This window comes from Yoonia sp., from assembly GCF_042093035.1.
Lineage (GTDB): Bacteria > Pseudomonadota > Alphaproteobacteria > Rhodobacterales > Rhodobacteraceae > Yoonia.
On sequence record NZ_JBELFI010000028.1, the window covers coordinates 1 to 24,464 of the forward strand.

The following is a 24,464-nucleotide window of genomic DNA, read 5'->3' on the forward strand; positions in this document are numbered from 1 at the left end:
AGCGGTGCCCGTGACAACGGCCCCATCCCCGCGCACAACGGCATAGCCCCGTTTGAGCGTTTCCACATATCCCAAGGTCTCACGCAGACGGTCCAAGGCGCCAAGGCGGGTCATACGTTCGGCCTGTTGGCGGGTCGCACGGTCGGACAGGCGACGCACGATCACATCCAGACGCTCCGTCTGGCGCTGCAAACGGGCCTGCAAAACATCACCACGCAATCCCCGACTGGCCTGCGCCAGCACGCGCGCACCATCTCGGGTGCGACGTTGCAAAGCAGGGACAAGCCTGTCCGATAGCGCCTCCAATCGGCGCCTGTCCTCTGCAACACGGCGGGTCAAGATACCGGGACGAAGTGCGGCCTCCGACATCTGAAGGCGTTTCTTGGCGGCGGCACCCTGCAAGGCCGCAGGCAAACGCTCACCCAGATAGTCCAACCGCTGACGCGGACCATCCAGCAAACTCTCGACCTGCGGCAAGGCGCGGGCCAAATCGCGCACTCGCTGCTGGCGCTGCGCGACACCGGTGCTGAGCGCCCGGCTCAACCGCGCGCCCTGCTGATCTACCCATGCGAGCAATTCAATCCGCACCGGCACGGCCAACTCTGCGGCAGCCGTCGGCGTGGGCGCGCGCATATCGGCGGCAAAATCAATTAGCGTCGTGTCGGTTTCATGGCCCACAGCTGACATCAGCGGAATATCCGAGCGCGCCGCAGCACGCACCACAACTTCTTCGTTAAATCCCCAAAGATCCTCAAGCGAGCCACCCCCACGGGCGACAATCAACAGATCAGGACGGGGCAATGCGCCACCTTGGGTCAAGGCGTTGAAGCCGTCAATCGCTGCGGCGACTTCTGGCGCGCAGTTCTGGCCCTGAACGGCCACAGGCCAGACCAGCACCTTGCGCGGGAACCGGTCCCGCAACCGGTGCAGAATATCGCGGATGACTGCACCAGAGGGGGATGTAACAACACCAATGACTTCAGGTAGATAGGGCAGCGGCTTCTTGCGCTCTAAGGCAAAAAGCCCTTCTGCTGCCAAGGCCGCCTTGCGTTTCTCCAGCATCGCCATCAAAGCACCGGCACCGGCGGGAGCGATATCCTCAATAATCATCTGATACTTGGACTGACCGGGGAATGTGGTCAGCTTTCCCGTCGCAATGACCTCCATGCCTTCTTCGGGACGATGGGCAAGCCCCTGCGCACGGCCCTTCCAAATCACGCCGGACAGAACCGCGCGATCATCCTTGAGATCCATGTAAATGTGGCCCGACGCAGGCCGTGACACGCGCCCGACCTCACCGCGCACACGCACATGGCCAAAGCCGCCCTCAATGGCCTTTTTGACCGCGCCGGAAATCTCCGAGACAGAAAATTCAGGTGTGTTGTCGGTAGGCTCATCCTCGAAAAGATCATTCATATCAACCCCCTAAACGCGCATTGAGCTGCAAGGGCAGTGACGTGAACTTCCAGCGCAGGACATAAGCCAGGACCACAACCAAGACACCGAAAGCTGCAAAAACCAACGACTGGAAGGCATAGGCCAAAATAAACGCCGCAACACCGATCACCCAGAACAGGGCTTTGGACATACGCAACGCGCCAAGGTCGGGGTCCGGCCAATACTGTACCTGCGGGCGACCGAATTCCCGCGCATAATAATCCAACGTGCGGTCATATGCCGGGTCGTCATGGAAAGCGAGGTCATGTGTTGGGTCGGGTTTTGGGCGATATATCGTGCGGCCGATAATACGGGGACAAAAATCATCGAAATAGGCAGGGCCGTCTTCCGTATGAAGGCGCCAGACCTGATCGACAATCGGCGAAGGCACCAGCTCTTCGCCGGTGCGACCAATGAGAAAGATAAACCTGCGGTATTCCTCCAGCATTGTATAGCAGGTGTCGGTCGGATGGCCGGTCTCTTCGCGCAAACGATCCACCAGCGAACGCGTCAAAGGACGCTCGTGAAAACTGTATCCCTCAAGGCGATGCCATAACGACCGATCTGGATTGTCACGTGTCAAAATGTGATGAACCTGCAATATTGTCTTTGCGAAACGATAGTACGACCGGCAACAAAGGCCAAGGCGCAGGCATTGAATATCGAACGCCTCCGCGACTTGCAGTCATGCATGACCAGCCCTAGAAGCAAGAAACCATATATGCGGCGGATAAGACGATGAATATTTTGATTTTGGGCAGCGGCGGACGCGAACACAGTCTGGCTTGGGCCATCAAACAGAACCCGAAATGCGACCGGCTCATCGTCGCACCGGGGAATGCCGGGATTGAAAGCATCGCGGCCTGCGCCGATATCGACATCCACGACGGAGGGTCCGTGGCACAATTTGCCGATGAAAATGCGATCGATTTCGTTATTATTGGTCCCGAAGGTCCGCTTGCGGCGGGCGTCGCTGACAGGTTGCGCAGCGCGGGCATTCTGGTTTTCGGGCCAGGCGAAGCCGCGGCCCGGCTGGAAGCCTCAAAATCATTTACCAAAACGATCTGCGACGCGGCCAATGCGCCAACGGCAGCCTATGGGCATTTCACTGATGCAGCTGCGGCGCGCGCCTACATCAAAGCACAAGGCGCACCCATTGTCGTGAAGGCAGATGGGCTGGCGGCAGGCAAAGGCGTCATCGTGGCAATGACCGAAGATGAAGCACTTGCCGCAATCGACGATATGTTTGACGGCAGCTTTGGCAATGCAGGCGCAGAGGTCGTCATCGAAGAATTCATGGATGGCGAAGAAGCCTCTTTCTTCGTGCTGTGCGACGGAGACACAATCCTGCCCGTCGGGACCGCACAAGACCATAAACGCGCCTTTGACGGTGACAAAGGCCCAAACACAGGTGGCATGGGCGCCTATTCGCCGGCGCCTGTGATGACCGACGCCATCACGCAAAAAGCCCTTGATGAGATCATCATTCCGACAATAGAAGAAATGGCCCGGCGCGGCACCCCCTTTCAGGGCGTGTTGTTTTGCGGGCTGATGATCCAGAACGGCCAGCCACGACTGGTCGAATACAACGTGCGGTTTGGCGACCCCGAATGCCAATGCCTGATGATGCGGCTGGGCGGGCAAATTCTTGACCTGCTGCAAGCCTGTGCCGAAGAACGGCTCTATACGATCAAGGCAAATTGGGCCGACGACCATGCGCTCACAATCGTGATGGCTGCAAACGGATACCCCGGCAGCTACGAAAAAGGCAGCGCAATCAAAGGCCTGGACAGCATTCCCGAAGACAGCTTCCACATGGTGTTCCACGCAGGTACCAGCGTCAAGGACGGCCAGATCACAGCAACAGGCGGGCGGGTTCTCAACGTCACGGCACGCGGCGCCACATTGGCGGAAGCTCATGAAAAAGCCTACGTCATGGCCCAGAACATCGATTGGGAGGGCGGCTTCTACCGCTCCGACATCGGCTGGCGGGCAATCTGACCGCCGCTTCTTCCGGGCGCAAATATCCCCGCCGGAGGCATCAAAGTCAAAAGCCCCGCCTTTGCGACAAAGACGGGGCTTTCAGATTCACAAACCAGATGTCATCAAGCCGCGCGGTTCACCAGCACGCTGTCAATCTCAGCCGCAGCCGCGTTTTCATCACCGCCGGCAACAGCCGCAAATTCACGGGTCAAACGCTCCAGTGCCGCTTCATAAAGCTGGCGCTCCGAATAGCTTTGCTCGCGCTGGTCATCCTGGCGGTGCAGGTCGCGGACAACCTCTGCGATGGCGATCAGATCACCAGAGTTAATCTTCTGCTCATATTCCTGCGCACGGCGTGACCACATTGCCTTTTTCACCTTGGCCTTGCCGCGCAGGGTTTTCATGGCATGGCTGACGACATCTGGCGTCGCCAAGGCACGCATCCCTACATCCGTGGCCTTATGCGTCGGCACGCGCAGGGTCATCTTGTCTTTCTCAAAAGCGACGACAAACATCTCAAGCTCGATGCCTGCAACCTCTTGCGTCTCAATCGTCACGATCTTGCCGACCCCATGGGCGGGGTACACGACAAATTCATTCGGGCTAAAATCGTATTTTTTCTTGCTCATAGTCGTCCTTTCATGGCGATCCCGTGCACAAGCGACAAAAAACCGCCGGGGCCATTGCGCCTCCGCCGGGGAAAGTCGTTTGCAAATTTGGATCAATTCGTTCGCTGCATTGGCCCTATTGTACCATAAAAAAGGGCGTCATGAAAGCGCCGCAGCGCAGCATCAAAAAGCCCTTCAAAATATGGGTTTTTCTGTACAAATGCCGCGAATCAGCCGCCCTCGCCGGGCGCTTCGGAAAACAGCTCGATCTTGCCCTCTTTGCCGTCCATTTCCTCTGCAGTGGGCAGCGGATCTTTCTTGGTGATAATGACCGGCCACATCTCAGAGTATTTCCGATTGAACTCCACCCATTTCTCCATATCCGGCTCTGTGTCCGGGCGGATCGCGTCAGCGGGGCATTCAGGCTCGCACACACCACAATCGATACATTCGTCAGGATGGATCACCAGCATGTTCTCTCCCTCATAGAAGCAATCTACGGGGCAGACTTCGACGCAGTCTGTGTATTTGCAAGCGATGCAGTTATCGTTGACGATGTAGGTCATAGGCGTATCCGGTTTGCTGATCCCGCCTAGCTAGAATAGACGCTGGCCGCATTCAAGGTCGAATGCGGCGGTGCGACGCTAAGGCAGATGCAATCGTGCGCAGCAACGCAGGAAGGACGCTAATCAATCCCCATATCGCGACGGTCTTTCTTCGTCGGACGCCCGCCCTTTTCATAGCGCGGATTGGCCCCTTTCGCAGCGGCAGGGCGTTCCTTCGGCGCGGGCGTCAAATCCTCATAAAGCGCTTGCGCCTCAGGCGCAGGCCCGCGTCTTTTACCGCAAGCGACAATGCGCACCACGCGGGTTTCGGTTGCCTGAACAAAGGTCAGCACGTCCCCGGGCCCAACCGCCCGCGCAGGCTTGCCGACCGGATTGCCCTCAACGCGGACTTTCCCACCCGTCACAACACCCGCAGCAATGCTGCGCGATTTGAAAAATCGTGCGTGCCAGAGCCATTTGTCCAGCCTGATGGTGGGACGCGGGTCGTTCAATCCTTCTTGAAGCCAGCCAATGCGGCGGCGAAGGGATTATCGGGATCAATTTGCTTTTCACGCTTGGGCTTGGCTTGGAAGGTCTGCGGCCTGTTGTTGCCAGCACCTTGGGGTTTTGCCTTCCCCTTGGGTTTGCCCTTGCCACGCGGGCGATCGCCTTGCGGGTGGGCCTGACGGGCTGCGCGACCACCCCATGTAAAGGTATAGAAAACCTCCATCTGGGGACCGGTATCGGGGGTCTCAGACGCCGGCTCAGAAAGCGCATCATCAGCGGGGACACCGGCTTCAGCGGGGGTCTGGGGCGGCGTTTCAACCTCCGAAACAGCCTCAGGCGCAACAGTCTTCACCTTCTCACGCTCGCCTTTGTCGGCCTTATACCCAAGACCTGTCATCAAATCGGCAAATTGTTCCAGCGTCATGCCTGTGATCGACAGCATATCAGGATTGGCTTCAAATCCACCGCGGCTGTCCTTGTCGCGCAGCATATCCGCAAGGCGTTCAAGCATATCAATGCGGATCGCGCGGTCCCCTGCGGCGCGGTAGCCGGACATGGCATAATAGCCCAGAACCGCATCCTTCGCGGCAGGCACAGTGACCAAGCCGGGAGGCGGGCTTTCCGGAAACTCTGATAGCCCCTTGGACAGTGACCACAAGACCAGACGCAATCGCGTCGGCGCAGGCTTCAGCAGCAATGGCATAAAGATCGTGAACTGGCCAAACCGGACACCATGCTTGCGCAGCGCACCACGGGCATCTTGGTCAAGCGCTTTGACATCCTCAGCCACATCACCACGAGGCAGGACACCAAAGCCCTCAGCCAAACGATACGCAAAGCCTTTGGCCGCACCGGTCAAGGTCTCATCGTTTTTCAATGCCATCAACGGCTCAAAACCGGCGGCGATCTTACGATCAATGAAATGCTGCAACCGGCGTTGAACTTTTGCGGCAACATCCGCGCCCGCCTCTTCATCGACAAACACCGTGATACCGGGCTTGAACGGGTCATCACCTGGCGTCAGCTTGCCAACGGCGGCGTCACCCCACATCAGGCCGCCCTGCTCAGTGAAATCAATCTCCGGGTCGGGCGCGTTGTAGAAACGGTCAGCCAGAAGATGGAACTGCGGCGCCAACGCCTGCACAGATGCCTGCCGGAGCGTCTTGGCCTCATCGGGGCTGCCCGCTTTGTCCATACGGAACCGGAAGCCTTCCAACCGCCCGACGAATTCGCCCTCTACGGTCACTTCACCCTTGTCATTCACGTCAGCCACGAGGCTCTCCTTCTGCTTGAGCCGGCGAAGCAAAATACTGGTCCGCCGGTCCACAAATCTCTGCGTCAAAGCGCCATGCAGCGCATCTGATAGTCGGTCTTCTACAGCGCGGGTCTCCTCGCGCCAACGGGATTCGTCAACAAGCCACCCGTTTCGTTGGGCGACATAGGTCCACGTGCGGATATATGCCAGCCTTTTGGACAGCGTATCAATGTCGCCGTCAGTGCGGTCAATGCGGCGGACCTGCAAACCAAACCAATTCGCCGAAACATGTCCAAGCTGATGCAGATCATTGTAGATCGTGGTCAATAGGCCTGCGTGTTCAGCGCGGCTGATCCCGCGAAAATCAGGGATCCGACAAACATCCCAAAGCAGATTGATCGACGGACCATCGCTCGCGCGGGCCGCAACCTCAGGATCAGCGGCAAGCGTCTTGAGGGCGGCAAGGTCATCGCTTTCGCGCACCCGCGTAAGCCAGGGGTCATCGGTGCGGTCCTCCAACGTGGCAATCAGGCGTTTCACAGAGCCGAACTGCAACCGGCTGTTGCGCCATTGCAGCTTTTTGACGGGTTGGAACTTGTGATCGCAAATCGCAGACGCCACGGCGTCATCAAGCGGTGGCGCCTCGCCGGTAACGCCAAATGTGCCGTTGTCCATATAGCGTCCGGCGCGCCCGGCAATCTGGGCAAGCTCTTCCGGCATCAGGTGGCGCATCCGGCGGCCATCAAATTTCGTTAGCGATGAAAACGCGACATGGCCGATATCAAGGTTCAGCCCCATACCGATGGCATCTGTGGCGACCAGATAATCAACATCGCCGTTTTGATACATCTCAACCTGTGCATTGCGCGTGCGTGGCGAAAGTGCGCCCATAACAACGGCCGCACCGCCCTTTGTGCGCCGCAGCAGTTCCGCGATCGCATAGCAATTTTCAACCGAAAATCCTACAATTGCGGCACGAGCAGGCATACGACTTATCTTTTTCGAACCTGTATAGGATAATTCCGACATCCGCTCCCGACGCAGAAACTGCGCGTCCGGCACCATGGCGGCAATCGCGCCCCGCATGGTCTCCGCACCCAGAAACAGCGTCTCATGCAGGCCACGCGCTTGCAGTAAACGGTCGGTAAAGACATGGCCGCGCGCAGGATCAGCACAGAGCTGAATCTCATCAACGGCGAGAAAATCACAGCCTATCCCCTGCGGCATCGCCTCAACCGTACAGACCCAATAGGCGGCACGCGGGGGTACGATCCGCTCTTCGCCGGTGACCAAAGCAACGACACCGGGCCCGCGCACCGCAACAATCCGGTCATAAACCTCGCGCGCCAGCAACCGCAGCGGCAAGCCAATCACGCCCGTGCGATAGGACAACATGCGCGTAATTGCATAGTGTGTTTTGCCGGTATTCGTCGGCCCCAGAACGGCCGTGATGCGCGAGGTCGTCATATTTTTCCCCGATGACATCAGGATCATACGCTTCAGAGCGCCTGACCCTCTAGCTGGAGTTCAAGGCGCGCACGTGCATCACGCGCATCCACCGACTGTGGATTGATCTCAAGGATCAGATCATAAAGCTCCAAGGCATCAGTCGGGCGTTCAAGCTCTTCCATGATGATCGCCAAACCGCGCATCGCCTCAAAATGGCGCGGATTCAGCGCAAGCGCCTGCTGGATATCATCAAGCGCAGGCCCGGTGAGCCCCAGCAAGTAATAGGAGGACGCACGGCCAAAATAGCCTTCCGCGAAATCCGGCGCATGATCCAGAAGTGCCGTAAAATGCTCAACCGCGATGTCTGGCGCACCTGCATCAAGCGCATCGCGCCCGCGGCGCATCAGCAAATCCATCGCAGCAGAGCCGCTTTTGCCCCATTCCGTCGCAATTTGTTGTTCAATACGTGCGTAGGATGACGCATCGGCCTCTGCCAATTCCTGATAAAGCCGGTCCAAAGTCGTTTCCTGCGCTTGCGCAGGTATGGAAAACCCGACCGACAGGAAAAGTGCCGTAACGATATATTTGATGCGTTTTGTTTGTATGCCCATATCAGGTAATGTAGCGCTCTGCGCAGCCGACGCCAGAGGGTGCGCGGTCACATAATTGATAAAGGATAAAAAAACATGAGCGATGTTGTAACCGAAGCTGTGGCGGCATTGAACGCAAAAATGGACAGTGCGGGCTTTGACGGGACTGCCAAATTTGCGATTGAGGATGAAGGCAACATTATCATCGACGCCGACGGCGCGCGCGCCGGCGATGATGACGCCGATGTCACCCTGACCGCAACAGCAGAGGTCTTCAAAGCAATCCTCGACGGAGAGATAAACCCAACCACCGCATTCATGACCGGCAAACTGACCGTAGATGGCGACATGGGGCTGGCCATGAAGCTTTCAGGCGTCCTGTCCTGAATGATCGAAGCCCCTCTTTACGAAGACATCGCAGGCGCTCCCGACAATGGGGCGGCCTACTGGCTGACAACCTGCGATAATGTGCGCATCAGGGTCGCCCATTGGCCTGCCCAGAACGCAAAGGGGACAATCCTGCTCTTTCCCGGCCGCACCGAATACATCGAAAAATACGGCCGGACAGCGAAGGCATTCGTGGAAAGGGGCTTTGCATGCGTGACGATCGATTGGCGCGGCCAAGGCATCGCAGACCGCGTGCATCCAGACCCCGCGGTCGGGCATGTGGATCATTTCCTGGACTATCAACACGATGTTGCGGCGATGATGGATCACGTAGCCGCACTTGATCTGCCAAAGCCTTATTTCCTCGTAGGGCACTCTATGGGCGGGGCCATCGGGCTGCGCGCAGTTATGAACGGTCTGGATGTCGAAGCCTGTGGTTTTTCCGCTCCGATGTGGGGCGTGGAAGGCACGCCGCTTGTGCGCGCCTTTGCATGGTCCATCTCGTTTCTGGCAAAACGCTTCGGCTTCACCCAGCGCTACGCGCCCTGGCAACAGGAAGAGACCTACGTTCTGCACGAGCCGTTTGAGGGGAACACATTGACCACGGATAAAGAAGCATGGGAACGCCTGGGTGAGATGGTGACCAAACATCCCGAAATGGCGCTGGGCGGGGCATCAATGGGATTTCTCTACACAACACTGCGCGAACTCCGCTCCCTTGCGGCACTGCCTTCACCTGACCTGGATTGCGTCACCTTCATGGGGTCCAATGAGGCGATCGTGGATATCGGCCGGATCAAAAGCCGGATGGAAAAATGGCCGCGCGGCAAGCTGGAAATCATCGCCGGCGCACAACATGAGATGCTGATGGACACCGACAAGCTCCGCGACCATCTGATCGACGGCTACGTCACACTTTTTGACGCGAATCTGACTAGGTAATCTCGCTGTCTGCGCGCACTCGGAAACCAGCGGCACGCAACTCGGCTATGGTTTCGGCGACATGTTGCTGATCGCGTGCTTCGATCACGATTTCAAGCTCGGCCTGTTTGAGCGACACAGACTGCATCATGCGCTGGTGGATCACTTCGATCACATTGGCGCCCGCGTCCCCGATAATCCGCGATATATCAGAGAGTTGACCGGGCGTGTCATCGATCTCGAATGTCAGTCGCGTGATCCGGCCATCGCGGACCAAACCGCGCAGGATCAATGTGGACAGCAAGCGCGAATCGATATTGCCACCACAGACCACCAGACCAACCTTCATTCCCTGCAATTCCGGTGCCAGCCTTTCGATCACGGCAAGCCCGGCTCCGGCGGCACCTTCAGCGACGATTTTCTCATGCGAAAGCAGATCGAAAACAGCCGCTTCAATCTCTTGCTCGGTAGCCGTTTCAATGCGGTCCACAAATGCTTTTATCACGGCGACATTTGCCGCGCCCGGCGCACGCACTGCAATGCCCTCGGCCAAGGTCGCACCGTCAAAATGGGTTTCGCCGCCGTCAAAGGCTGCTTTCACCGCGTCAAAATTTGCGGCTTGGGCGCCGATCACCAGCACATCCGGCTTCACTGATTTCGCAGCCACCGCCATGCCCGCGATCAAACCACCCCCGCCGATGGGCACCACGATGCAGTCCAGATCCGGTTCCTGCTCAAGCATCTCCAGCGCGACAGTCCCCTGCCCCGCAACCACAACCGGATCATCGAATGGATGCACGAAGGTCATACCCTTTTCGGCGGCCATATCATGCGTGAATTGCACACCCTCATCGAAGTCCTTGCCGTGCAACACAACATCCGCCCCAAAATCCTTCGTGCGCTTCACTTTGTTGAAAGGCGTGCCCTCCGGCATCACAATTACCGCCGGAATACCCAGACGGTGGGCATGATAGGCTACACCTTGCGCATGGTTGCCCGCACTGCATGCAATGACACCAGCCGTTTTCTGCGCGGCGGTCAGGGTGAGCAGTTTTGCCAAAGCACCACGCGCCTTAAACGCGTTGGTGTGCTGCAAATTCTCCAGCTTGAGGTAAAGATCGAACCCCAATTGCAAGGACAGCCGCGCCGCGTAAACCGTGGGCGTCCGCATCGTGGCGGGGCCGATCGCGGCATAGGTGTCGCGGATGAGTTGGGGATCAAGGGTCATGGGGCGCCTCGCGCAGTACAGTCGTGCCACCCTAGCCGCAGACCCCGCCCGGCGAAACCCATTGGCGTGCCCGAATGAAGCGCTATCTTGCATGCATGGCTGACGTGCTGACATTTACCGACCGCGGGATTTATTGCCCTGCCGGGGACTTCTACATCGATCCGTGGAAACCGGTGATGCGCGCCTTGATTACCCATGGGCACAGCGATCACGCACGTCCGGGCATGGGGCGCTATCTGGCAACCTCCGGTACCGCGCCGGTGATGCGGCACCGGCTGGGTGAAATCGAATTGCAGACCACAGGCTATGGGCAGGACATCAAAATCGGCGGTGCGCATGTCTCATTCCATCCCGCAGGCCACGTTCCGGGATCGGCGCAAATCCGTGTGGCGGTGGCAGGTGAGGTCTGGGTCGCATCCGGCGATTACAAAACAGTCGCCGATGGGTTGTCTGAGCCGTTTGAGCCGGTTCCCTGCCACGCCTTCATCACCGAATGCACCTTTGGACTGCCGATCTTCAAATGGACGCCGCAGGACATCCTTGCGCAGCAAATCAACGATTGGTGGGCTGCGACTGCCGCCGCCGGGCGCACCGCAATCCTTGGGGCCTACGCCTTGGGCAAGGCCCAGCGGTTGTTGACAACTGTCAACGCTGATATCGGCCCTATCCTGACACATGGCGCAATTGAAAACACCAATGCAGTCCTGCGCGCACAAGGGATCACCTTGCCAGACACGACACGGGTTACGGCAGAGACCACCAACAAATCCCACCCCGGCGCACTTGTTCTGGCACCGCCCAGCGCGCTGGGGACGACATGGGTCCGGCGTTTCGGCGCATCTTCCACAGCTTTTGCCAGCGGCTGGATGGCGCTGCGCGGTGTGCGGCGCAGGCGCGCAGCGGATCGCGGGTTCATCGTCTCGGACCATGCCGATTGGGACGGGTTGAACGACGCGATCAAAGCCACTGGTGCTACAAAGATTTTCACGACACACGGCTATACGTCTGCCTTTCAGCGCTGGCTCACGGGACAAGGATATGACGCGCATGTGGTCAGCACTGATTATCAGGGCGAGACATTGGACGCCGCAGATGAGCACGCGACATGAAGAATTTTGCAGCACTCTTCAAACAGATTGACGAAAGCACCAAGACCAGCGTCAAAACCGCAGCCTTGGCCGACTATTTCCGAACCGCTGCGCCAGAGGACAGGCTCTGGACGATTGCTTTGTTTACGGGGCGGCGCCCGAAGCGCACAATCACGGCGACAAAACTGCGCGCATGGGCGGCAGAACGCGCCGACCTCCCCGATTGGCTGTTTGGAGAAAGCTACAGCATCGTCGGCGATCTGGCAGAGACGATTGCGCTGGTATTGCCACCCGCCACGATACATGACGAAAAGTCCCTGAGCCACTGGATAGTCTACATAAAATCGCTTTCAATACTTGAGGAAGACGCGCGCAAAGCGGGGATATTGCGGGCATGGGACAGCCTGCCCACGACCGAGCGCTTCTTGTTCACCAAGCTGCTGACCGGCGGGTTTCGGATCGGTGTCAGCGCGAAGCTCATCACGCGCGCGCTGGCGCAGGCCACAGGCCAGCCTGAGCCGGAGCTCACCCACAAACTCATGGGCAGATGGACCCCTGAAACAGCCACATGGGAAACCCTGATCGAGGCTGATGACCCCACCGCCGATCAATCGCGCCCCTATCCGTTTTATCTGGCTCATCAACTGGACGGTTTTGACGCCCTTGGCGCACCCGCTGATTGGAGCGCGGAACGCAAATGGGATGGCATCCGCGGCCAGCTTATCATTCGCCGCGGCACCCATCACCTGTGGTCACGCGGCGAAGACCTGATGACCGACCGCTTCCCAGAGTTTGCGCAACTTACCGACGACCTGCCCGACGGCACCGTGATCGACGGCGAAGTGCTGGCATTCGCCGATGAAGTACCACTGTCCTTCAACGCGCTGCAAAAACGGATCGGTCGCAAGACGGTCCCGAAAAAACTGCTGGCCGAGGCGCCGGTCATCTTGATGGCCTATGACTTGCTCGAACACGAAGGCACCGATATCCGGCACAAACCGCTTCGGGACAGGCGGGCCATTTTAGCCAATCTGGTCGCCGCGACACCCGACACCGCCCCTTTACGCCTGTCCGCAAATGTGCCCTTTGACACATGGGATGCGCTGTCCGAGGCGCGCGACCAATCCCGCGCCCGCAACGCCGAGGGCCTCATGCTCAAGCGCAGCGACAGCCCGTACCTCGCGGGGCGCAAAAAGGGTGACTGGTGGAAATGGAAGATCGACCCGCTGACCATCGACGCGGTGATGATCTACGCGCAAGCCGGACACGGGCGGCGCGCAAATCTCTTTACCGACTACACATTCGCGGTGCGCCACGGCAATGATCTGGTGCCTTTCACAAAGGCCTACTCCGGCCTGACAGACACCGAATTCCGGCAAATCACGACATGGGTGCGCAAGAACACGCTGCAACGCTTCGGCCCCGTGCGCCAGGTCCCGCCGCAACAGGTATTTGAGATCGCCTTTGAAGGCATCCAGGCCAGTTCACGGCACAAATCCGGCATCGCCTTGCGGTTCCCGCGGATGCTGCGCTGGCGGCAGGATAAACCGGCGGATGAGATCAATACGCTTGATGACCTCAAAGAGATGCTCACCAGCTACGGTTAGGGGTTTAACCTCTGCGCTGCGCGCCTATGTTGATAGCAACAACAGACAAAAGGTGCCCCCAATGACCCGTCCAACCCCCGTTTTCGATGCAAACCTCAGTGGCGGCAAAGACCTTGGCAATTTGCCCGAATGGGACCTCAGCGATCTCTACCCCGCCACGGACAGCCCTGAACTTGAACGGGACATGGCATGGCTCGAAACTGAATGCACGGCCTTTGCGGGCGACTACGAAGGCAAACTGGGTGATCTGGACGCAGCGGGCCTTTTGAAAGCGGTGCGACGCTACGAGGAAATCGACGTGATCGCGGGTCGCGTGATGTCGTTCGCGGGCCTGCGCTACTACCAAGCAACCACCGACAGCGCGCGCGCCAAATTCATGGCCGATTGTCAGGACAAGATCACCGATTACACCACGCCGCTGGTGTTTTATGGATTGGAATTCAATCGGCTGGCGGACGTACATCTTGACGGCTTGCTGGCCGCCAACGCAGATCTGGCACGCTATAAACCGGTCTTTGACCGGATGCGGGCGATGAAACCGCACCAATTGTCCGACGAACTGGAAAAATTCCTGCATGACCAATCCACCGTTGGATCAGCGGCATGGAACCGGCTCTTTGACGAAACCATGGCCGGTCTGGAATTCGACGTTGACGGCGAAACACTGGGCCTTGAAGCAACACTGAACCTATTGACCGAACAGGATCGCAGCAAGCGCGAGGCCGCAACCCACGCCTTGGCAGCGGTCTTTCAGGAGAATATCAAGATCTTCTCGCGGGTGCATAACACGCTGGCCAAGGAAAAAGAGATCGAGGACCGCTGGCGCAAGATGCCAACCCCGCAAACCGGACGGCATCTGTCCAACCATGTCGAGGCCGAAGTGGTCGAAGCGCTGCGCAACGCGGTCGTCGCGGCATACCCGCGACTGGCACACCGCTATTATGCGCTGAAGGCGAAGTGGCTGGGACTGGAGCGGATGCAGGTCTGGGACCGCAATGCGCCATTGCCGATGGAAAGCGAAACCATCGTTGATTGGGACGCGGCGACCGAAACAGTCATGTCGGCCTATGCGGAATTTGACCCAAAAATGGCGGAGATCGCCAAGCCTTTCTTCACCGATGGCTGGATTGACGCGGCCGTCAAACCGGGCAAAGCACCGGGTGCCTTCGCGCATCCGACAGTGACGCCAGTACATCCATACGTGATGCTGAATTACCTGGGCAAACCGCGCGACGTGATGACGCTGGCACATGAATTGGGACACGGCGTGCATCAGGTGCTGGCCGCCGAACAAGGAGAATTGCTGTCGTCAACACCACTGACACTGGCGGAAACAGCATCCGTTTTTGGCGAAATGCTCACCTTCCGCAAGATGCTGGACGGGGCGGCCAGCCAGGAAGAACGCAAAGTCATGTTGGCCAATAAGGTCGAGGACATGATTAACACGGTGGTGCGCCAAATCGCCTTTTATGACTTCGAATGCAAATTGCACGCCGCACGCAGTGATGGGGAATTGACACCGGACGATATCAACGCCTTGTGGATGTCGGTGCAGGCCGAAAGCCTTGGCCCGGTGTTTGACTTTGCCGAAGGCTATGAAACCTTCTGGGCCTATATCCCCCATTTCGTGCATTCACCCTTCTATGTCTACGCCTATGCGTTTGGCGATGGATTGGTAAACGCGCTCTATGCCGTCTATGAGGAAGGCGACCCCGACTTCCGCGAGAAATACTTCGATATGCTGCGCGCAGGTGGCTCCAAGCACCACAAAGACCTGCTTGCCCCTTTTGGGCTCGACGCCTCAGACCCGCAATTCTGGAACAAAGGGCTGTCGATGATCGAAGGTTTCATCGATGAGCTGGAAGCAATGGAGGATTAATCTGCGTTGCGCGATAACACGGCCTTCCAAGTACGGTAGGCCTAAGGATCCGCTATGTTTGGATTTGGCGTCAGTCTGCGGGACGGCTGCACCGATAGGGATTGCCATCAGGCAGGCTGCACAGATCGTCAAAAAAGCCGTCTGACAGGCTGTTGTATTGCGGCAAAAGATGATCGCGATCAAGCTGGTCAAGATAGTTCGCGCAGATCGCAATATAATATCGATCCCTGCGCTCCGCGTCTTCGTACCACGATGAAAACGCGTCGGTCGCTGCGTCTTCAATCCGCAATGTCTTGGCAAAGGTCGCCGCAAATCGGGCGGCAATATCCGCCTGTGTTGGCCATGCCGCAAGCGCGTCCCACATTTCGGGCCGCCCTTGTTTGCGGTGAAAGGTCGCCACAACGAGGCTCGTGACACTCGCGTCGGCCTCCATCGCAAAGACTGCATTGGCATATGCCCTCATGGAAAGGTCGAGACCGGGGCAACTGCCGACGTCATACTGCTGAACATGGCGCAGCTCGTGCACGCCAACAGCAAGCGTCAGGCCTGGCGTCATATTACTGGCCAAGACAAGTCGGCGGCCTTCGGGCTGATAATAGCCACGCTCAGCCACCAATGTGTCCGAAAGGCACAGCGTGAGGTCACTGTTCAAAGTTTCTTCAAGCCTGGGAAATGCCGCAACGGCATCCGACATGTTTACATATAGCGCTTCCAGATCGCTGCCAGCTTCGAAGGGGCGTTGGTCACAGTTTAACACCGCCCAGGACTGCGACGCAGCCAGCACAAGCCAGATCGCATGGGCCATCACACGCCGCCCGTTGGTCATTGATGCAACATCAAAGTAGCTGGGCTCCCATCAGGCACGTCGCAATCAGTCAAGCTCTGTCCAAGGCCAGGGTTTGACCTCGCTGTCAGCGGTTTGATAGCGGGCGGCCTTGGCCATCCACACGCCCATGGTCGTACCCATACCTGCCAATTGCTCATTGGGCTGGCGATTGTTGAAGACCATGATTAGAAATTGCGCCACGGTCATAATACCCAACAAAGTGGAGGCCATGGACATCAGCACAGCGATAATCACCATGTTGAGAAGGCGGATCCAGATGTTGTCGTAATCCGTTTTTACGTCAATATCGTCAGCTCTGTCATCTTGCGGCATCGTCATCTCCTCTTACGGGCGCGGCCCGGCTTCGAAAACCATGTCAATCATGTGTTGGGTCCCGCGCGAAAATGAAAGAGGGCACGGATAATCGGCACCATTCTGCACAGCATCGCCGAAGTTTTCCACCTGCTTTACATACTGATTGAAGCCCGGCCAACGCTCTGAAACAACCTTGCGGCCATTGTTTTCCAAAGTCAATTCAGCCACATCAAAGGTGTTTGCGTTGAAAGGGCAATGCAAACGCAAGATGCCCTTGTCGCCATGAAACACCATTTCCTGACGCGGAAACATCCGCATCGAAACCGTGGCAGCATAGGTAAAATCAGGGAAAATCGCGGCAACCTGCGCAAATACATCCACATCATTCTCAAAGCGGAGATTCGCATAAGGGATTGATACCGGCTCCTGCCCGGTTACGAACCGGGCGCCGCCAAAAGTGTAGACGCCAATATCACGTAATCCACCGCCGCCCTTCTGCGGGCTATTGCGGATATTGGCCGCGTCATCATTGAAATAGCTGAAGGTCGCATCGACATGGACCAGCTTGCCGATCGCACCCGATTGCAGCAGGTCGCGTGCCCGGATAAATTGCGGGTGATGCACGATCATATAGGCCTCTGCCGCCAAAAGGCCCGACTGTGCACTGGCAGCGATCAGCTCATCGTATTCCGCAGCATGGAGGGTCATCGGCTTTTCACAAAGCACATGCTTGCCCGCTGCAAGCGCCTTGAGCGACCACTCCAAATGCAAATGGTTCGGCAATGGCACATAAACCGCGTCAATCTGCGAATCCGCGAGCAAGCCATCATAGCTGTCGTAGGTTTTCAAATCCGGCGCAAACGCCTGAAACCCTTCCGCCTTGCGCAGATCAGATGTCGCCAAGCCCGCAAGTCGCGCACCCTTTGCAGCATGGATCGCGGGCGCCATGTCACGCATCGCAAAATTCGACGCGCCCAGGATACCCCAATTCAAATGTGCCATGTCATCACCCCTTTGACGTAGATGCTAGCGCCACCAGCCCCGAATTGAAAAGGCACAGTTCTTCTTCGGAGCAAAAAATATCCCCGCCGGAGGCTCCGACGGGGACAAAACATTTCACACCACTTCAGATGGCATCATGCGGTCGCCAGCATACCCTTTTCGCGGGCCAGCTCCTGCATCTTGCTCTGCAACTTCTCAAAGGCGCGGACTTCAATCTGACGGATGCGTTCACGGCTCACGTCATATTGCCCGCTGAGATCCTCCAGTGTCACTGTTTCTTCGGACAAACGGCGCTGCATGAGAATGTCTTTCTCACGATCATTAAGCACACCCATCGCCTCTGCCAGCAACTCACGGCGGGCATCAAGCTCATCACTGGCTTCATAATCGGCGGCCGTGTTTGCACTTTCGTCCTCAAGCCAGTCCTGCCACTGGGCCGCACCTTCGCCATCCGCACTCACCGTCGCATTCAAAGAGGCATCACCCCCGGACAAACGACGGTTCATGGAAATCACCTCCGTCTCGGTCACACCGAGATCATTGGCAATGCGGGCCACGTTTTCAGGACGCAGATCACCGTCTTCCAAAGCACCAATCCGGTTCTTTGCCTTGCGCAGGTTAAAGAACAACTTCTTCTGCGCAGAGGTCGTGCCGAGCTTCACCAAAGACCAGGACCGCAGGATATATTCCTGGATCGAGGCGCGGATCCACCACATGGCATATGTCGCCAAACGGAACCCCTTTTCAGGATCAAACCGCTTCACTGCCTGCATCAGCCCGACATTGGCCTCGGAAATCACCTCAGCCTGGGGCAAGCCATAGCCGCGATAGCCCATCGCAATCTTGGCCGCCAATCGCAGGTGCGACGTGACCATCTTGTGGGCCGCTTCGGTGTCCTCATGGTCCACCCAGCGTTTGGCCAGCATGTATTCTTCTTCCGGCTCCAACATCGGGAATTTCCGGATTTCTTGCATATAACGGTTCAGCCCACCCTCTGGGGTTGGTGCTGGTAAATTCTTATAGTTGCTCACTGTCTCTGCCCTCCTATGTTTAAAGGCTTAACATCGATATGGGGACGTCTGAATGGACATACAAGTACCACTGATACGTTTCCGATAACTTAATATGAACCGTCCGGTTCAGTTTTGCGAGGGCTTGTCGCGTGCATTCACGCACATGGGATCGTATATTTCAGACCCCTGCCCGCAAATCCGACAACAGCGACGCCATGTCGGTTGGCATTTTGGCCTCAAACTCCAGAAATTCGCCAGAAACCGGATGTTCAAAGCCCAATGTCGCCGCATGCAATGCCTGCCGCCCGAAACCAGCCACCGCTGCGACCCCATCCTCGCCCACCGCCTTGGCAGAGAGCTTACGGCGCCCGCCATAAACAGAATCCCCAATCAAGGCATGACCACAATGCGCCATATGGACACGAATCTGATGGGTGCGCCCGGTTTCCAACCAACATTCAATCAACGAAGCACAGGGCGGCTGTCCAATGGGCGCGATGATGCGCGCACGGGTCACCGCATGGCGACCTTCGGTAAATGACACGGCCTGCCGTTGCCGATCCGTCCGATGGCGGCCCAAAAGGGTCTGGATCTTCAATATATTGCCCGCCTCAAAAGAGGTCCCCTTGATGCCACGCAGTCTTGGATCGTTCTGGTCCGGCACGCCATAACAAACGGCAAGATAGCGACGGGCGACCGTATGTGCCGCGAACTGATCCGCCAAATGATGATGCGCGCGATCCGATTTGGCGACGACAAGCAGGCCGGTTGTTTCCTTATCAATACGGTGAACAATGCCGGGGCGCTTCATGCCGCCAACACCGGACAGGCTGTTGCCGCAATGATGGATCAGTGCGTTAACCAACGTCCCCCCCGGGGTGCCGGGAGCCGGATGCACGACCATACCACTCGGCTTGTTCACCACAATCAGGTCGTCATCCTCGTAAACCACATCCAAGGGAATATCCTCGGCTGAAATATGACTTTCCGCGGCCTTGGCGACAGACACAACAATCTGTGCGCCCTCTGCCACACGAAACCGGGGGTCGGTGACAACAACACCATCAACCGCAACCGCACCATCCGCAATCAGCCTGGCCAAGCGCGACCGGCTGAGCGACGCCGCTTCCGGCACATCACGTCCCAACGCCTTGTCCAGACGCGCCGGCGGCGCGGGCGCTATTTCAAAAGCAACCTGTTCCATCATCTTGCTCTGAAAACTCCCGCCGGAGGCACCTGCCCGCGCGAATTGCGCAGCTGCCTATTATCAAACACCGATACCAAAAAGGGGTGAGTGGTACCACCTCCTGGTCTCGAACCAGGGACCTCTTGATCCACAATCAAGCGCTCTAACCTACTGAGCTAAGGCGGCACAGGGCGGGATTTAGCGACATGCGCGCGCGATTGCAAGTCCCTCAAAAGGTAATCTGCCAAGTCTCTTCGACCAAATCGACACCAAAGGAATTGACCTCTTTCGCACCAACGCGCTGCAACCCGTTGCGCGCATAGATCGCACCCGCTGCGCGGTGGCTTTCATGGGTCCACAGCGTCAGCCCCGCATATCCCTTCGCCTCGGCAAACCGAAGGCACTCCGTCAAGAGCGCCTGTGCGACGCCAGTTCCCCGCGCTTCTGGAACGACAAAGAACAAACGCAGCTTGGCCGTCCTGTCATCCTTGCGGACGCAAAAGATTGAACCCAAGCGTTGTCCAGCGCCTTGCGCGATCCAACCGGCCTGCATTTCCTGCGCCTCACACGCCAGGAACGCCTGCAAGATGGACCCAACCAGTGGTCCGAAACTGTCGTCGAAACCTTCTACTTCGCGGTAGTGGCGGGCGTGCTGGTCCGCCAACCAACCCGCATCATCGGCGGAAAATCTGCGCAGCTCAAATTCCATGCTCCCAGAGTGCCGCCACCGCGCTTGCCAATCAAGCCCTGCGCGCTGTAGATAAGCGGCTCATCAAGCCGCTGAGGATCGACATGGGTATCAACAACGAACGCGACATCGAGGCGAATATGCAAATCGGCCCGACCGATCTGGGCATGGTCCGGATTTTCATTGAGGCCGGCGACGTGGAAATTCCGATGGATTTTGAACCCGATGAGGCGATTGAGATCGCAGATGAGATCAAAGCCGCAGCGATGGCGGCGCGGAGCGTCAAAAAGCGTTAACAAAACCCGGATCACGCGCGGCCTGTGCGCGCATGGCCGCGTGACGCGCGAATTTCTGCACCATCACTTTGCGCCGTGCCGCCGCAAGCTTGGCCTCCGGCCCCATCCGAATGATCTCAGCATCATAGGCGTCGGCCAGGATCAGGCCCGTTTCATCGGGCAGCAGCTCTGTCGGAAAATCACCGTCGACGGCCCAGAAGAACCGGTCACACCAAGCCAGATACCCCTGCCATTTGCGGTCTGATTGAAAATCGGCCCGGCTGGACTTGCATTCCACAATCCAGATTTCACCCTTTGGCCCCAGCGCCATCACATCCACACGCAGCCCAGACGTCGGGACCAGTTCCTCCACCGTTACAAAATCATGCCCGCGCAACGCACGTGATACACCCCGCGCCAGAAGTTGGCCGGGCATCATCTGTAGCTGGGGGGCGTCGCCTTGCATGCCGCGAAAAATGAACAATACGTGAACAGATAACAAGTCCAAATATTTAATGTATACGATTTGGAAAGTATATCGGCTGGATTGGCTGTTCTTGCTGACATTGGTCCGCTTTTGGAAACAACGCTTTTACGAACCATTTATTCATTTTTTACAAATGCTTAACTTGTTATTTGATGCCAAAATTTGCTCTATTTCTCGCCAATGTGACGCAAATCGGGCGAAATGCAGCGCCGTGTTGGGGCAAATGCCTTAGCCACGTCACGTTTTCGTCCGCTTTCGCTTCTAGACTTATCTTCACAGACAAGAGGGAACAAAAAACATGGAACTGCTCACATCAATCAGCTTTTTTGAAGTCGCTATGGCGCTCCTTTTCGTTGGCTTGGCTGAACGTGTCCTGCTCGCTTATGCCCCCGCCGAAATGGTGGGCCGCAATGGTTGGCTTCTGCGCGGTGATATCGAAGAATAATCGGCACCACCGCCCCTTGCTCTTTCGCACAACGCCCCCTACCTAATTGCCTGACGGTTACTGCGCTTCTTGTAAACAGCAGGCACAAATCCAGTGGCCTTAAGCAAATCCGAGGGAGCTGGCTCTGTTCTGACCCTGGTCTGATTATCTGGCGCCCACCTGTACATACAGGTCCTCGGGATGAGTTGCCTCTACGGTTGCCGTGGTTTCCGTCACTCTTGACCCGCAGTCTGCGTCATCAAATCATCCGGTCTTTCGTCTTTGCGGCCGCCCGCACCGGGATCGTCATGCCCCGTTGCGGCCCGTCGTCCTCGTCCTCCTCCGCATTGAGCATCAGCATGATCGCGAATTGCACGCCGCCAAAAACCGTCCCATTAAAGAACCACTGCAAAAAGACGGCCAGCCAGCCGATGTCGGACCCCATTACAAGGCGGCGCAATCCGACGACATCAAACCACAAGATCAGTCCTACAAATATCGCGGACAGCACAAAGCCAATGGCGCAATGCCGCAGATAGAGCCGCATCAGGTCGGGTTCAGGTTCTTGGTTCATTGTTCCGCTCACCAGCCCAAAATAGCCCGGTCGCGGAAAATGGCAACGCGATCTACGCGCCGAATGCCGCGGGCTGCGCTTCACGGGCCATATGATCCAGCACCGCGTTGACGAATTTCGGTTCCTTGTTGTCGGCTGAGAATGCCTCGGCCACGCCGACAAATTCCTTTATCACGACTTTGGGCGGCGTGTCTTTCAGGACCAACTCCGCCCCTGCTGCCCGGAACAGCGCCCGCCAGGTCGGATCAATGCGCGCAATCGGCCATTTTGCGACCAAAGCGCGATCAGTCATCTGGTCAATTGCCGCCTGCTCGTTGACGGCGTTTTCCATCAATGCGCGGAACGTATCCACATCCCCTTCGGTCATTTCTCCCTCTTCATAGGTGGCCCCGAAGCGGTGGTCTTCAAATTCGCGGAGGATCGCATCAACGGTCTGGCCGGATGCTTCCATCTGGAACAACGCCTGGACGGTATAGAGCCGTGCCGCTGATTTCATTTTGCGTTTTTGATTGTTTGAAAGGGTCATGCGCGCGTCTTGTCATCTGTATCACCGGCCATCAGGATTTCATGGGTGAAGCCCACGCCCTTTTCAGCCTTGCCCCACTTACGGGCGAGCGCGATCAGGTGCAAGGCCGCAGCCGCAGCCCCGCCGCCTTTGTTCATTTCAGCCGGATCAGCGCGCACTTCCGCCTGCGCACGGTTTTCAACCGTCAGGATGCCATTGCCAATGCAAAACCCTTGCAGACCCAGAAGCTGGATCGCGCGGCTGCTATCGTTGCAGACCGTATCGTAGTGGGTGGTTTCACCGCGGATCACACAGCCGAGGGCCACGTAGCCGTCGAAATGCGACATCCGTCCTGCGATGCCGATCGCGGTCGGGATTTCCAGCGCACCGGGCACTTCGACGATCTCCCAAGTCGCACTGGCTTTTTCGATTTCAGCCTTGGCACCGGCAATCTGGTTGTCGGAGATGTCTTTGTAGTATGGCGACGCGACGATCAGAACCTTGACCGGCTTGTCAAACGTCGGTAGCGGCATGATATAATGAGACGGTGCTGCCATTATCCAATCACCGAAACTTTGCGTGTGCCCACGATCTCAAGCCCGTAGGCGTCAAGCCCCACGACTTTGGGCTGCGGCGAGTTGGTCAGCAATTCAATTTCATGCAAGCCCAACGAGGACAATATCTGCGCGCCAAGACCATATTGGCGCAGGGTTTGCGGTGAGGCCTCTTCAGCCTGATCCAGTTTCATATGCACGTCACGCAGCAGGACGAGCGCGCCACGCCCTTCTTGCGCGATCACATTCATCGCGTCGCCAAATTCGTTCCGCCGACCCCGTGGACCCGTCCCCAAGACATCGAGCATCGGGTCCATGGCGTGCATCCGCACCAACACAGGCCCAGGCGTGGTGATGTCCCCTTTGATGAGCGCGATATGTTCCGCCCCTTGCGTTTCATCGGTGTAGATGCGCATCTCCCACGTCCCACCGAATTCGGAGGTGATCGTGTCGGTCGCGCGCACCCGCACAAGATTGTCGTGCCGACGGCGGTAGGCGATCAAATCGCTGATAGTCCCGATCTTGAGGCCATGCAGTTGCGCAAATGCCACCAGATCCGGCAGGCGCGCCATTTCGCCGTCTTCTTTCATGATCTCGCAGATCACCCCCGAAGGATTCAACCCTGCCAGCCGCGCGATATCGACTGCCGCTTCGGTATGCCCCGCGCGCACCAGCACGCCGCCATCGCGTGCGCGCAGCGGGAACACATGCCCCGGTGTCGCGATATCCGACGCTGAATTTGACGCGTCAATGGCGGTGGCCACTGTTCGCGCGCGGTCATGGGCGGAAATGCCGGTGCTGACACCTTCACGCGCTTCGATGCTGACGGTGAAGGCTGTTTCATGGCGCGAGGAATTATGCGACGCCATCAGTGGCAAGCCCAGCGCGTCGATCCGTTCACCCGGCAGTGTCAGGCAGATCAGCCCGCGCCCGTGCTTGGCCATGAAGTTGATCGCATCCGGTGTCGCCATCTGTGCAGGGATCACCAGATCGCCTTCGTTTTCGCGGTCTTCGTGGTCCACGAGCACGAACATGCGCCCGTTGCGTGCGTCTTCGATGATCTCTTCAATCTTGCTGATCGCATCAGACCAATCGCGTTCGACCTGACCGGGGCTTTCAAAATGCGTACTC

The 24,464-nt window shown here is 57.7% G+C and carries 26 protein-coding genes, 1 tRNA gene and 1 pseudogene; 8 read left to right on the forward strand and 20 right to left on the reverse strand.

Translation table 11 applies throughout. The features are described 5' to 3' along the window. Window positions 1-1,416 (reverse strand): exodeoxyribonuclease VII large subunit (xseA, locus tag ACFDSS_RS05925; RefSeq protein WP_375254845.1); only part of this gene is annotated, 1,416 nt, incomplete at its 3' end. A 1-nt stretch (window position 1,417) separates the two neighbouring features. Beyond that, window positions 1,418-1,951: a hypothetical protein gene (locus ACFDSS_RS05930; RefSeq protein ID WP_375254846.1), complete on the reverse strand. Its 534-nt coding sequence runs from the start codon at window positions 1,949-1,951 to the stop codon at window positions 1,418-1,420. 224 nt (window positions 1,952-2,175) lie between these two features. Between ACFDSS_RS05930 and purD the strand changes: the two genes are divergently transcribed. After that, window positions 2,176-3,438, forward strand: coding sequence for a phosphoribosylamine--glycine ligase (gene purD / locus ACFDSS_RS05935; RefSeq protein WP_375254847.1), 1,263 nt, complete (start codon window positions 2,176-2,178; stop codon window positions 3,436-3,438). 104 nt (window positions 3,439-3,542) lie between these two features. On the opposite strand, the gene ACFDSS_RS05940 is transcribed toward purD, so the two are convergent. From ACFDSS_RS05940 to ACFDSS_RS05960, 5 genes are all read right to left on the reverse strand, one after another. Next, window positions 3,543-4,049, reverse strand: a complete 507-nt coding sequence (locus ACFDSS_RS05940; protein ID WP_375254848.1) for a CarD family transcriptional regulator — start codon at window positions 4,047-4,049, stop codon at window positions 3,543-3,545. A gap of 209 nt (window positions 4,050-4,258) precedes the next feature. Further along, window positions 4,259-4,594 carry a ferredoxin FdxA gene (gene fdxA / locus ACFDSS_RS05945; protein ID WP_375254849.1) on the reverse strand — a complete coding sequence of 112 codons (336 nt, stop codon included), beginning with the start codon at window positions 4,592-4,594 and terminating at the stop codon, window positions 4,259-4,261. Between the two features lie 119 nt (window positions 4,595-4,713). Continuing rightward, the gene (locus tag ACFDSS_RS05950) at window positions 4,714-5,085 is read right to left on the reverse strand and encodes an RNA-binding S4 domain-containing protein (RefSeq protein WP_375254850.1); all 372 of its coding nucleotides are present in this window, start codon (window positions 5,083-5,085) and stop codon (window positions 4,714-4,716) included. Continuing rightward, window positions 5,082-7,802 (reverse strand): helicase-related protein, encoded by a 2,721-nt coding sequence (locus ACFDSS_RS05955; RefSeq protein WP_375254851.1) that lies wholly within the window; start codon window positions 7,800-7,802, stop codon window positions 5,082-5,084. The genes ACFDSS_RS05950 and ACFDSS_RS05955 overlap by 4 nt, the downstream gene beginning before the upstream one ends. Window positions 7,803-7,834: 32 nt before the next feature. Continuing rightward, complete coding sequence (locus ACFDSS_RS05960) at window positions 7,835-8,395, reverse strand: tetratricopeptide repeat protein (protein WP_375254852.1); 561 nt, start codon at window positions 8,393-8,395, stop codon at window positions 7,835-7,837. A gap of 75 nt (window positions 8,396-8,470) precedes the next feature. Between ACFDSS_RS05960 and ACFDSS_RS05965 the strand changes: the two genes are divergently transcribed. Next, on the forward strand, window positions 8,471-8,761 hold the full coding sequence (locus ACFDSS_RS05965; protein ID WP_375254853.1) for an SCP2 sterol-binding domain-containing protein: 291 nt from the start codon (window positions 8,471-8,473) through the stop codon (window positions 8,759-8,761). Beyond that, window positions 8,762-9,703, forward strand: a complete 942-nt coding sequence (locus ACFDSS_RS05970; protein ID WP_375254854.1) for an alpha/beta hydrolase — start codon at window positions 8,762-8,764, stop codon at window positions 9,701-9,703. On the opposite strand, the gene ACFDSS_RS05975 is transcribed toward ACFDSS_RS05970, so the two are convergent. Continuing rightward, window positions 9,696-10,910, reverse strand: a complete 1,215-nt coding sequence (locus ACFDSS_RS05975) for a threonine ammonia-lyase (protein WP_375254855.1) — start codon at window positions 10,908-10,910, stop codon at window positions 9,696-9,698. The genes ACFDSS_RS05970 and ACFDSS_RS05975 overlap by 8 nt on opposite strands. A 95-nt stretch (window positions 10,911-11,005) precedes the next feature. Between ACFDSS_RS05975 and ACFDSS_RS05980 the strand changes: the two genes are divergently transcribed. The 3 genes from ACFDSS_RS05980 (at window position 11,006) to ACFDSS_RS05990 (ending at window position 15,484) form a co-directional block, all read left to right on the forward strand. Beyond that, window positions 11,006-12,019 (forward strand): ligase-associated DNA damage response exonuclease, encoded by a 1,014-nt coding sequence (locus tag ACFDSS_RS05980; protein ID WP_375254856.1) that lies wholly within the window; start codon window positions 11,006-11,008, stop codon window positions 12,017-12,019. Beyond that, entirely contained in the window at window positions 12,016-13,605 is a 1,590-nt protein-coding gene (locus ACFDSS_RS05985) for an ATP-dependent DNA ligase (protein WP_375254857.1), read from the forward strand. Before ACFDSS_RS05980 ends, ACFDSS_RS05985 begins: the two co-directional genes overlap by 4 nt. A 61-nt stretch (window positions 13,606-13,666) precedes the next feature. After that, window positions 13,667-15,484, forward strand: coding sequence for a M3 family oligoendopeptidase (locus tag ACFDSS_RS05990; protein WP_375254858.1), 1,818 nt, complete (start codon window positions 13,667-13,669; stop codon window positions 15,482-15,484). A gap of 70 nt (window positions 15,485-15,554) precedes the next feature. Here the strand turns inward: ACFDSS_RS05990 and ACFDSS_RS05995 are convergent, their stop codons facing one another. The 7 genes and pseudogenes from ACFDSS_RS05995 to ACFDSS_RS06025 form a co-directional block, all read right to left on the reverse strand. Next, window positions 15,555-16,310, reverse strand: a complete 756-nt coding sequence (locus tag ACFDSS_RS05995; protein WP_375254859.1) for a DUF6782 family putative metallopeptidase — start codon at window positions 16,308-16,310, stop codon at window positions 15,555-15,557. Between the two features lie 45 nt (window positions 16,311-16,355). Beyond that, on the reverse strand, window positions 16,356-16,643 hold the full coding sequence (locus tag ACFDSS_RS06000) for a DUF4389 domain-containing protein (protein WP_375254860.1): 288 nt from the start codon (window positions 16,641-16,643) through the stop codon (window positions 16,356-16,358). 12 nt (window positions 16,644-16,655) lie between these two features. Further along, on the reverse strand, window positions 16,656-17,627 hold the full coding sequence (locus ACFDSS_RS06005; RefSeq protein WP_375254861.1) for a Gfo/Idh/MocA family protein: 972 nt from the start codon (window positions 17,625-17,627) through the stop codon (window positions 16,656-16,658). Window positions 17,628-17,761: 134 nt separating this feature from the next. Continuing rightward, a complete protein-coding gene (gene rpoH / locus ACFDSS_RS06010) occupies window positions 17,762-18,658 on the reverse strand; it encodes an RNA polymerase sigma factor RpoH (RefSeq protein WP_375254862.1) in 897 nt (298 codons plus the stop codon). A gap of 160 nt (window positions 18,659-18,818) precedes the next feature. After that, complete coding sequence (locus ACFDSS_RS06015) at window positions 18,819-19,844, reverse strand: RluA family pseudouridine synthase (protein WP_375254863.1); 1,026 nt, start codon at window positions 19,842-19,844, stop codon at window positions 18,819-18,821. A 91-nt stretch (window positions 19,845-19,935) separates the two neighbouring features. Next, window positions 19,936-20,012 (reverse strand) — tRNA-His (locus tag ACFDSS_RS06020). Window positions 20,013-20,055: 43 nt separating this feature from the next. Then, a pseudogene (locus tag ACFDSS_RS06025) lies at window positions 20,056-20,541 on the reverse strand (GNAT family N-acetyltransferase); the annotation flags it as partial. Window positions 20,542-20,618: 77 nt separating this feature from the next. Between ACFDSS_RS06025 and ACFDSS_RS06030 the strand changes: the two are divergent. Further along, on the forward strand, window positions 20,619-20,810 hold the full coding sequence (locus ACFDSS_RS06030; RefSeq protein WP_375254864.1) for a DUF6324 family protein: 192 nt from the start codon (window positions 20,619-20,621) through the stop codon (window positions 20,808-20,810). Here the strand turns inward: ACFDSS_RS06030 and ACFDSS_RS06035 are convergent. Then, complete coding sequence (locus ACFDSS_RS06035) at window positions 20,797-21,255, reverse strand: MmcB family DNA repair protein (RefSeq protein WP_375254865.1); 459 nt, start codon at window positions 21,253-21,255, stop codon at window positions 20,797-20,799. The genes ACFDSS_RS06030 and ACFDSS_RS06035 overlap by 14 nt on opposite strands. A gap of 319 nt (window positions 21,256-21,574) precedes the next feature. Between ACFDSS_RS06035 and ACFDSS_RS06040 the strand changes: the two genes are divergently transcribed. Continuing rightward, window positions 21,575-21,721, forward strand: a complete 147-nt coding sequence (locus ACFDSS_RS06040) for a hypothetical protein (RefSeq protein ID WP_375254866.1) — start codon at window positions 21,575-21,577, stop codon at window positions 21,719-21,721. Between the two features lie 238 nt (window positions 21,722-21,959). Here the strand turns inward: ACFDSS_RS06040 and ACFDSS_RS06045 are convergent, their stop codons facing one another. The 4 genes from ACFDSS_RS06045 to ribB form a co-directional block, all read right to left on the reverse strand. Next, window positions 21,960-22,274: a hypothetical protein gene (locus tag ACFDSS_RS06045; protein WP_375254867.1), complete on the reverse strand. Its 315-nt coding sequence runs from the start codon at window positions 22,272-22,274 to the stop codon at window positions 21,960-21,962. Between the two features lie 52 nt (window positions 22,275-22,326). Further along, window positions 22,327-22,800, reverse strand: a complete 474-nt coding sequence (gene nusB / locus ACFDSS_RS06050; protein WP_375254868.1) for a transcription antitermination factor NusB — start codon at window positions 22,798-22,800, stop codon at window positions 22,327-22,329. Further along, window positions 22,797-23,336: a 6,7-dimethyl-8-ribityllumazine synthase gene (locus tag ACFDSS_RS06055; protein WP_375254869.1), complete on the reverse strand. Its 540-nt coding sequence runs from the start codon at window positions 23,334-23,336 to the stop codon at window positions 22,797-22,799. Before ACFDSS_RS06055 ends, nusB begins: the two co-directional genes overlap by 4 nt. Further along, on the reverse strand, window positions 23,336-24,464 hold a 1,129-nt coding region (ribB, locus tag ACFDSS_RS06060), incomplete at its 5' end, for a 3,4-dihydroxy-2-butanone-4-phosphate synthase (RefSeq protein WP_375254870.1). The genes ACFDSS_RS06055 and ribB, both read right to left, overlap by 1 nt.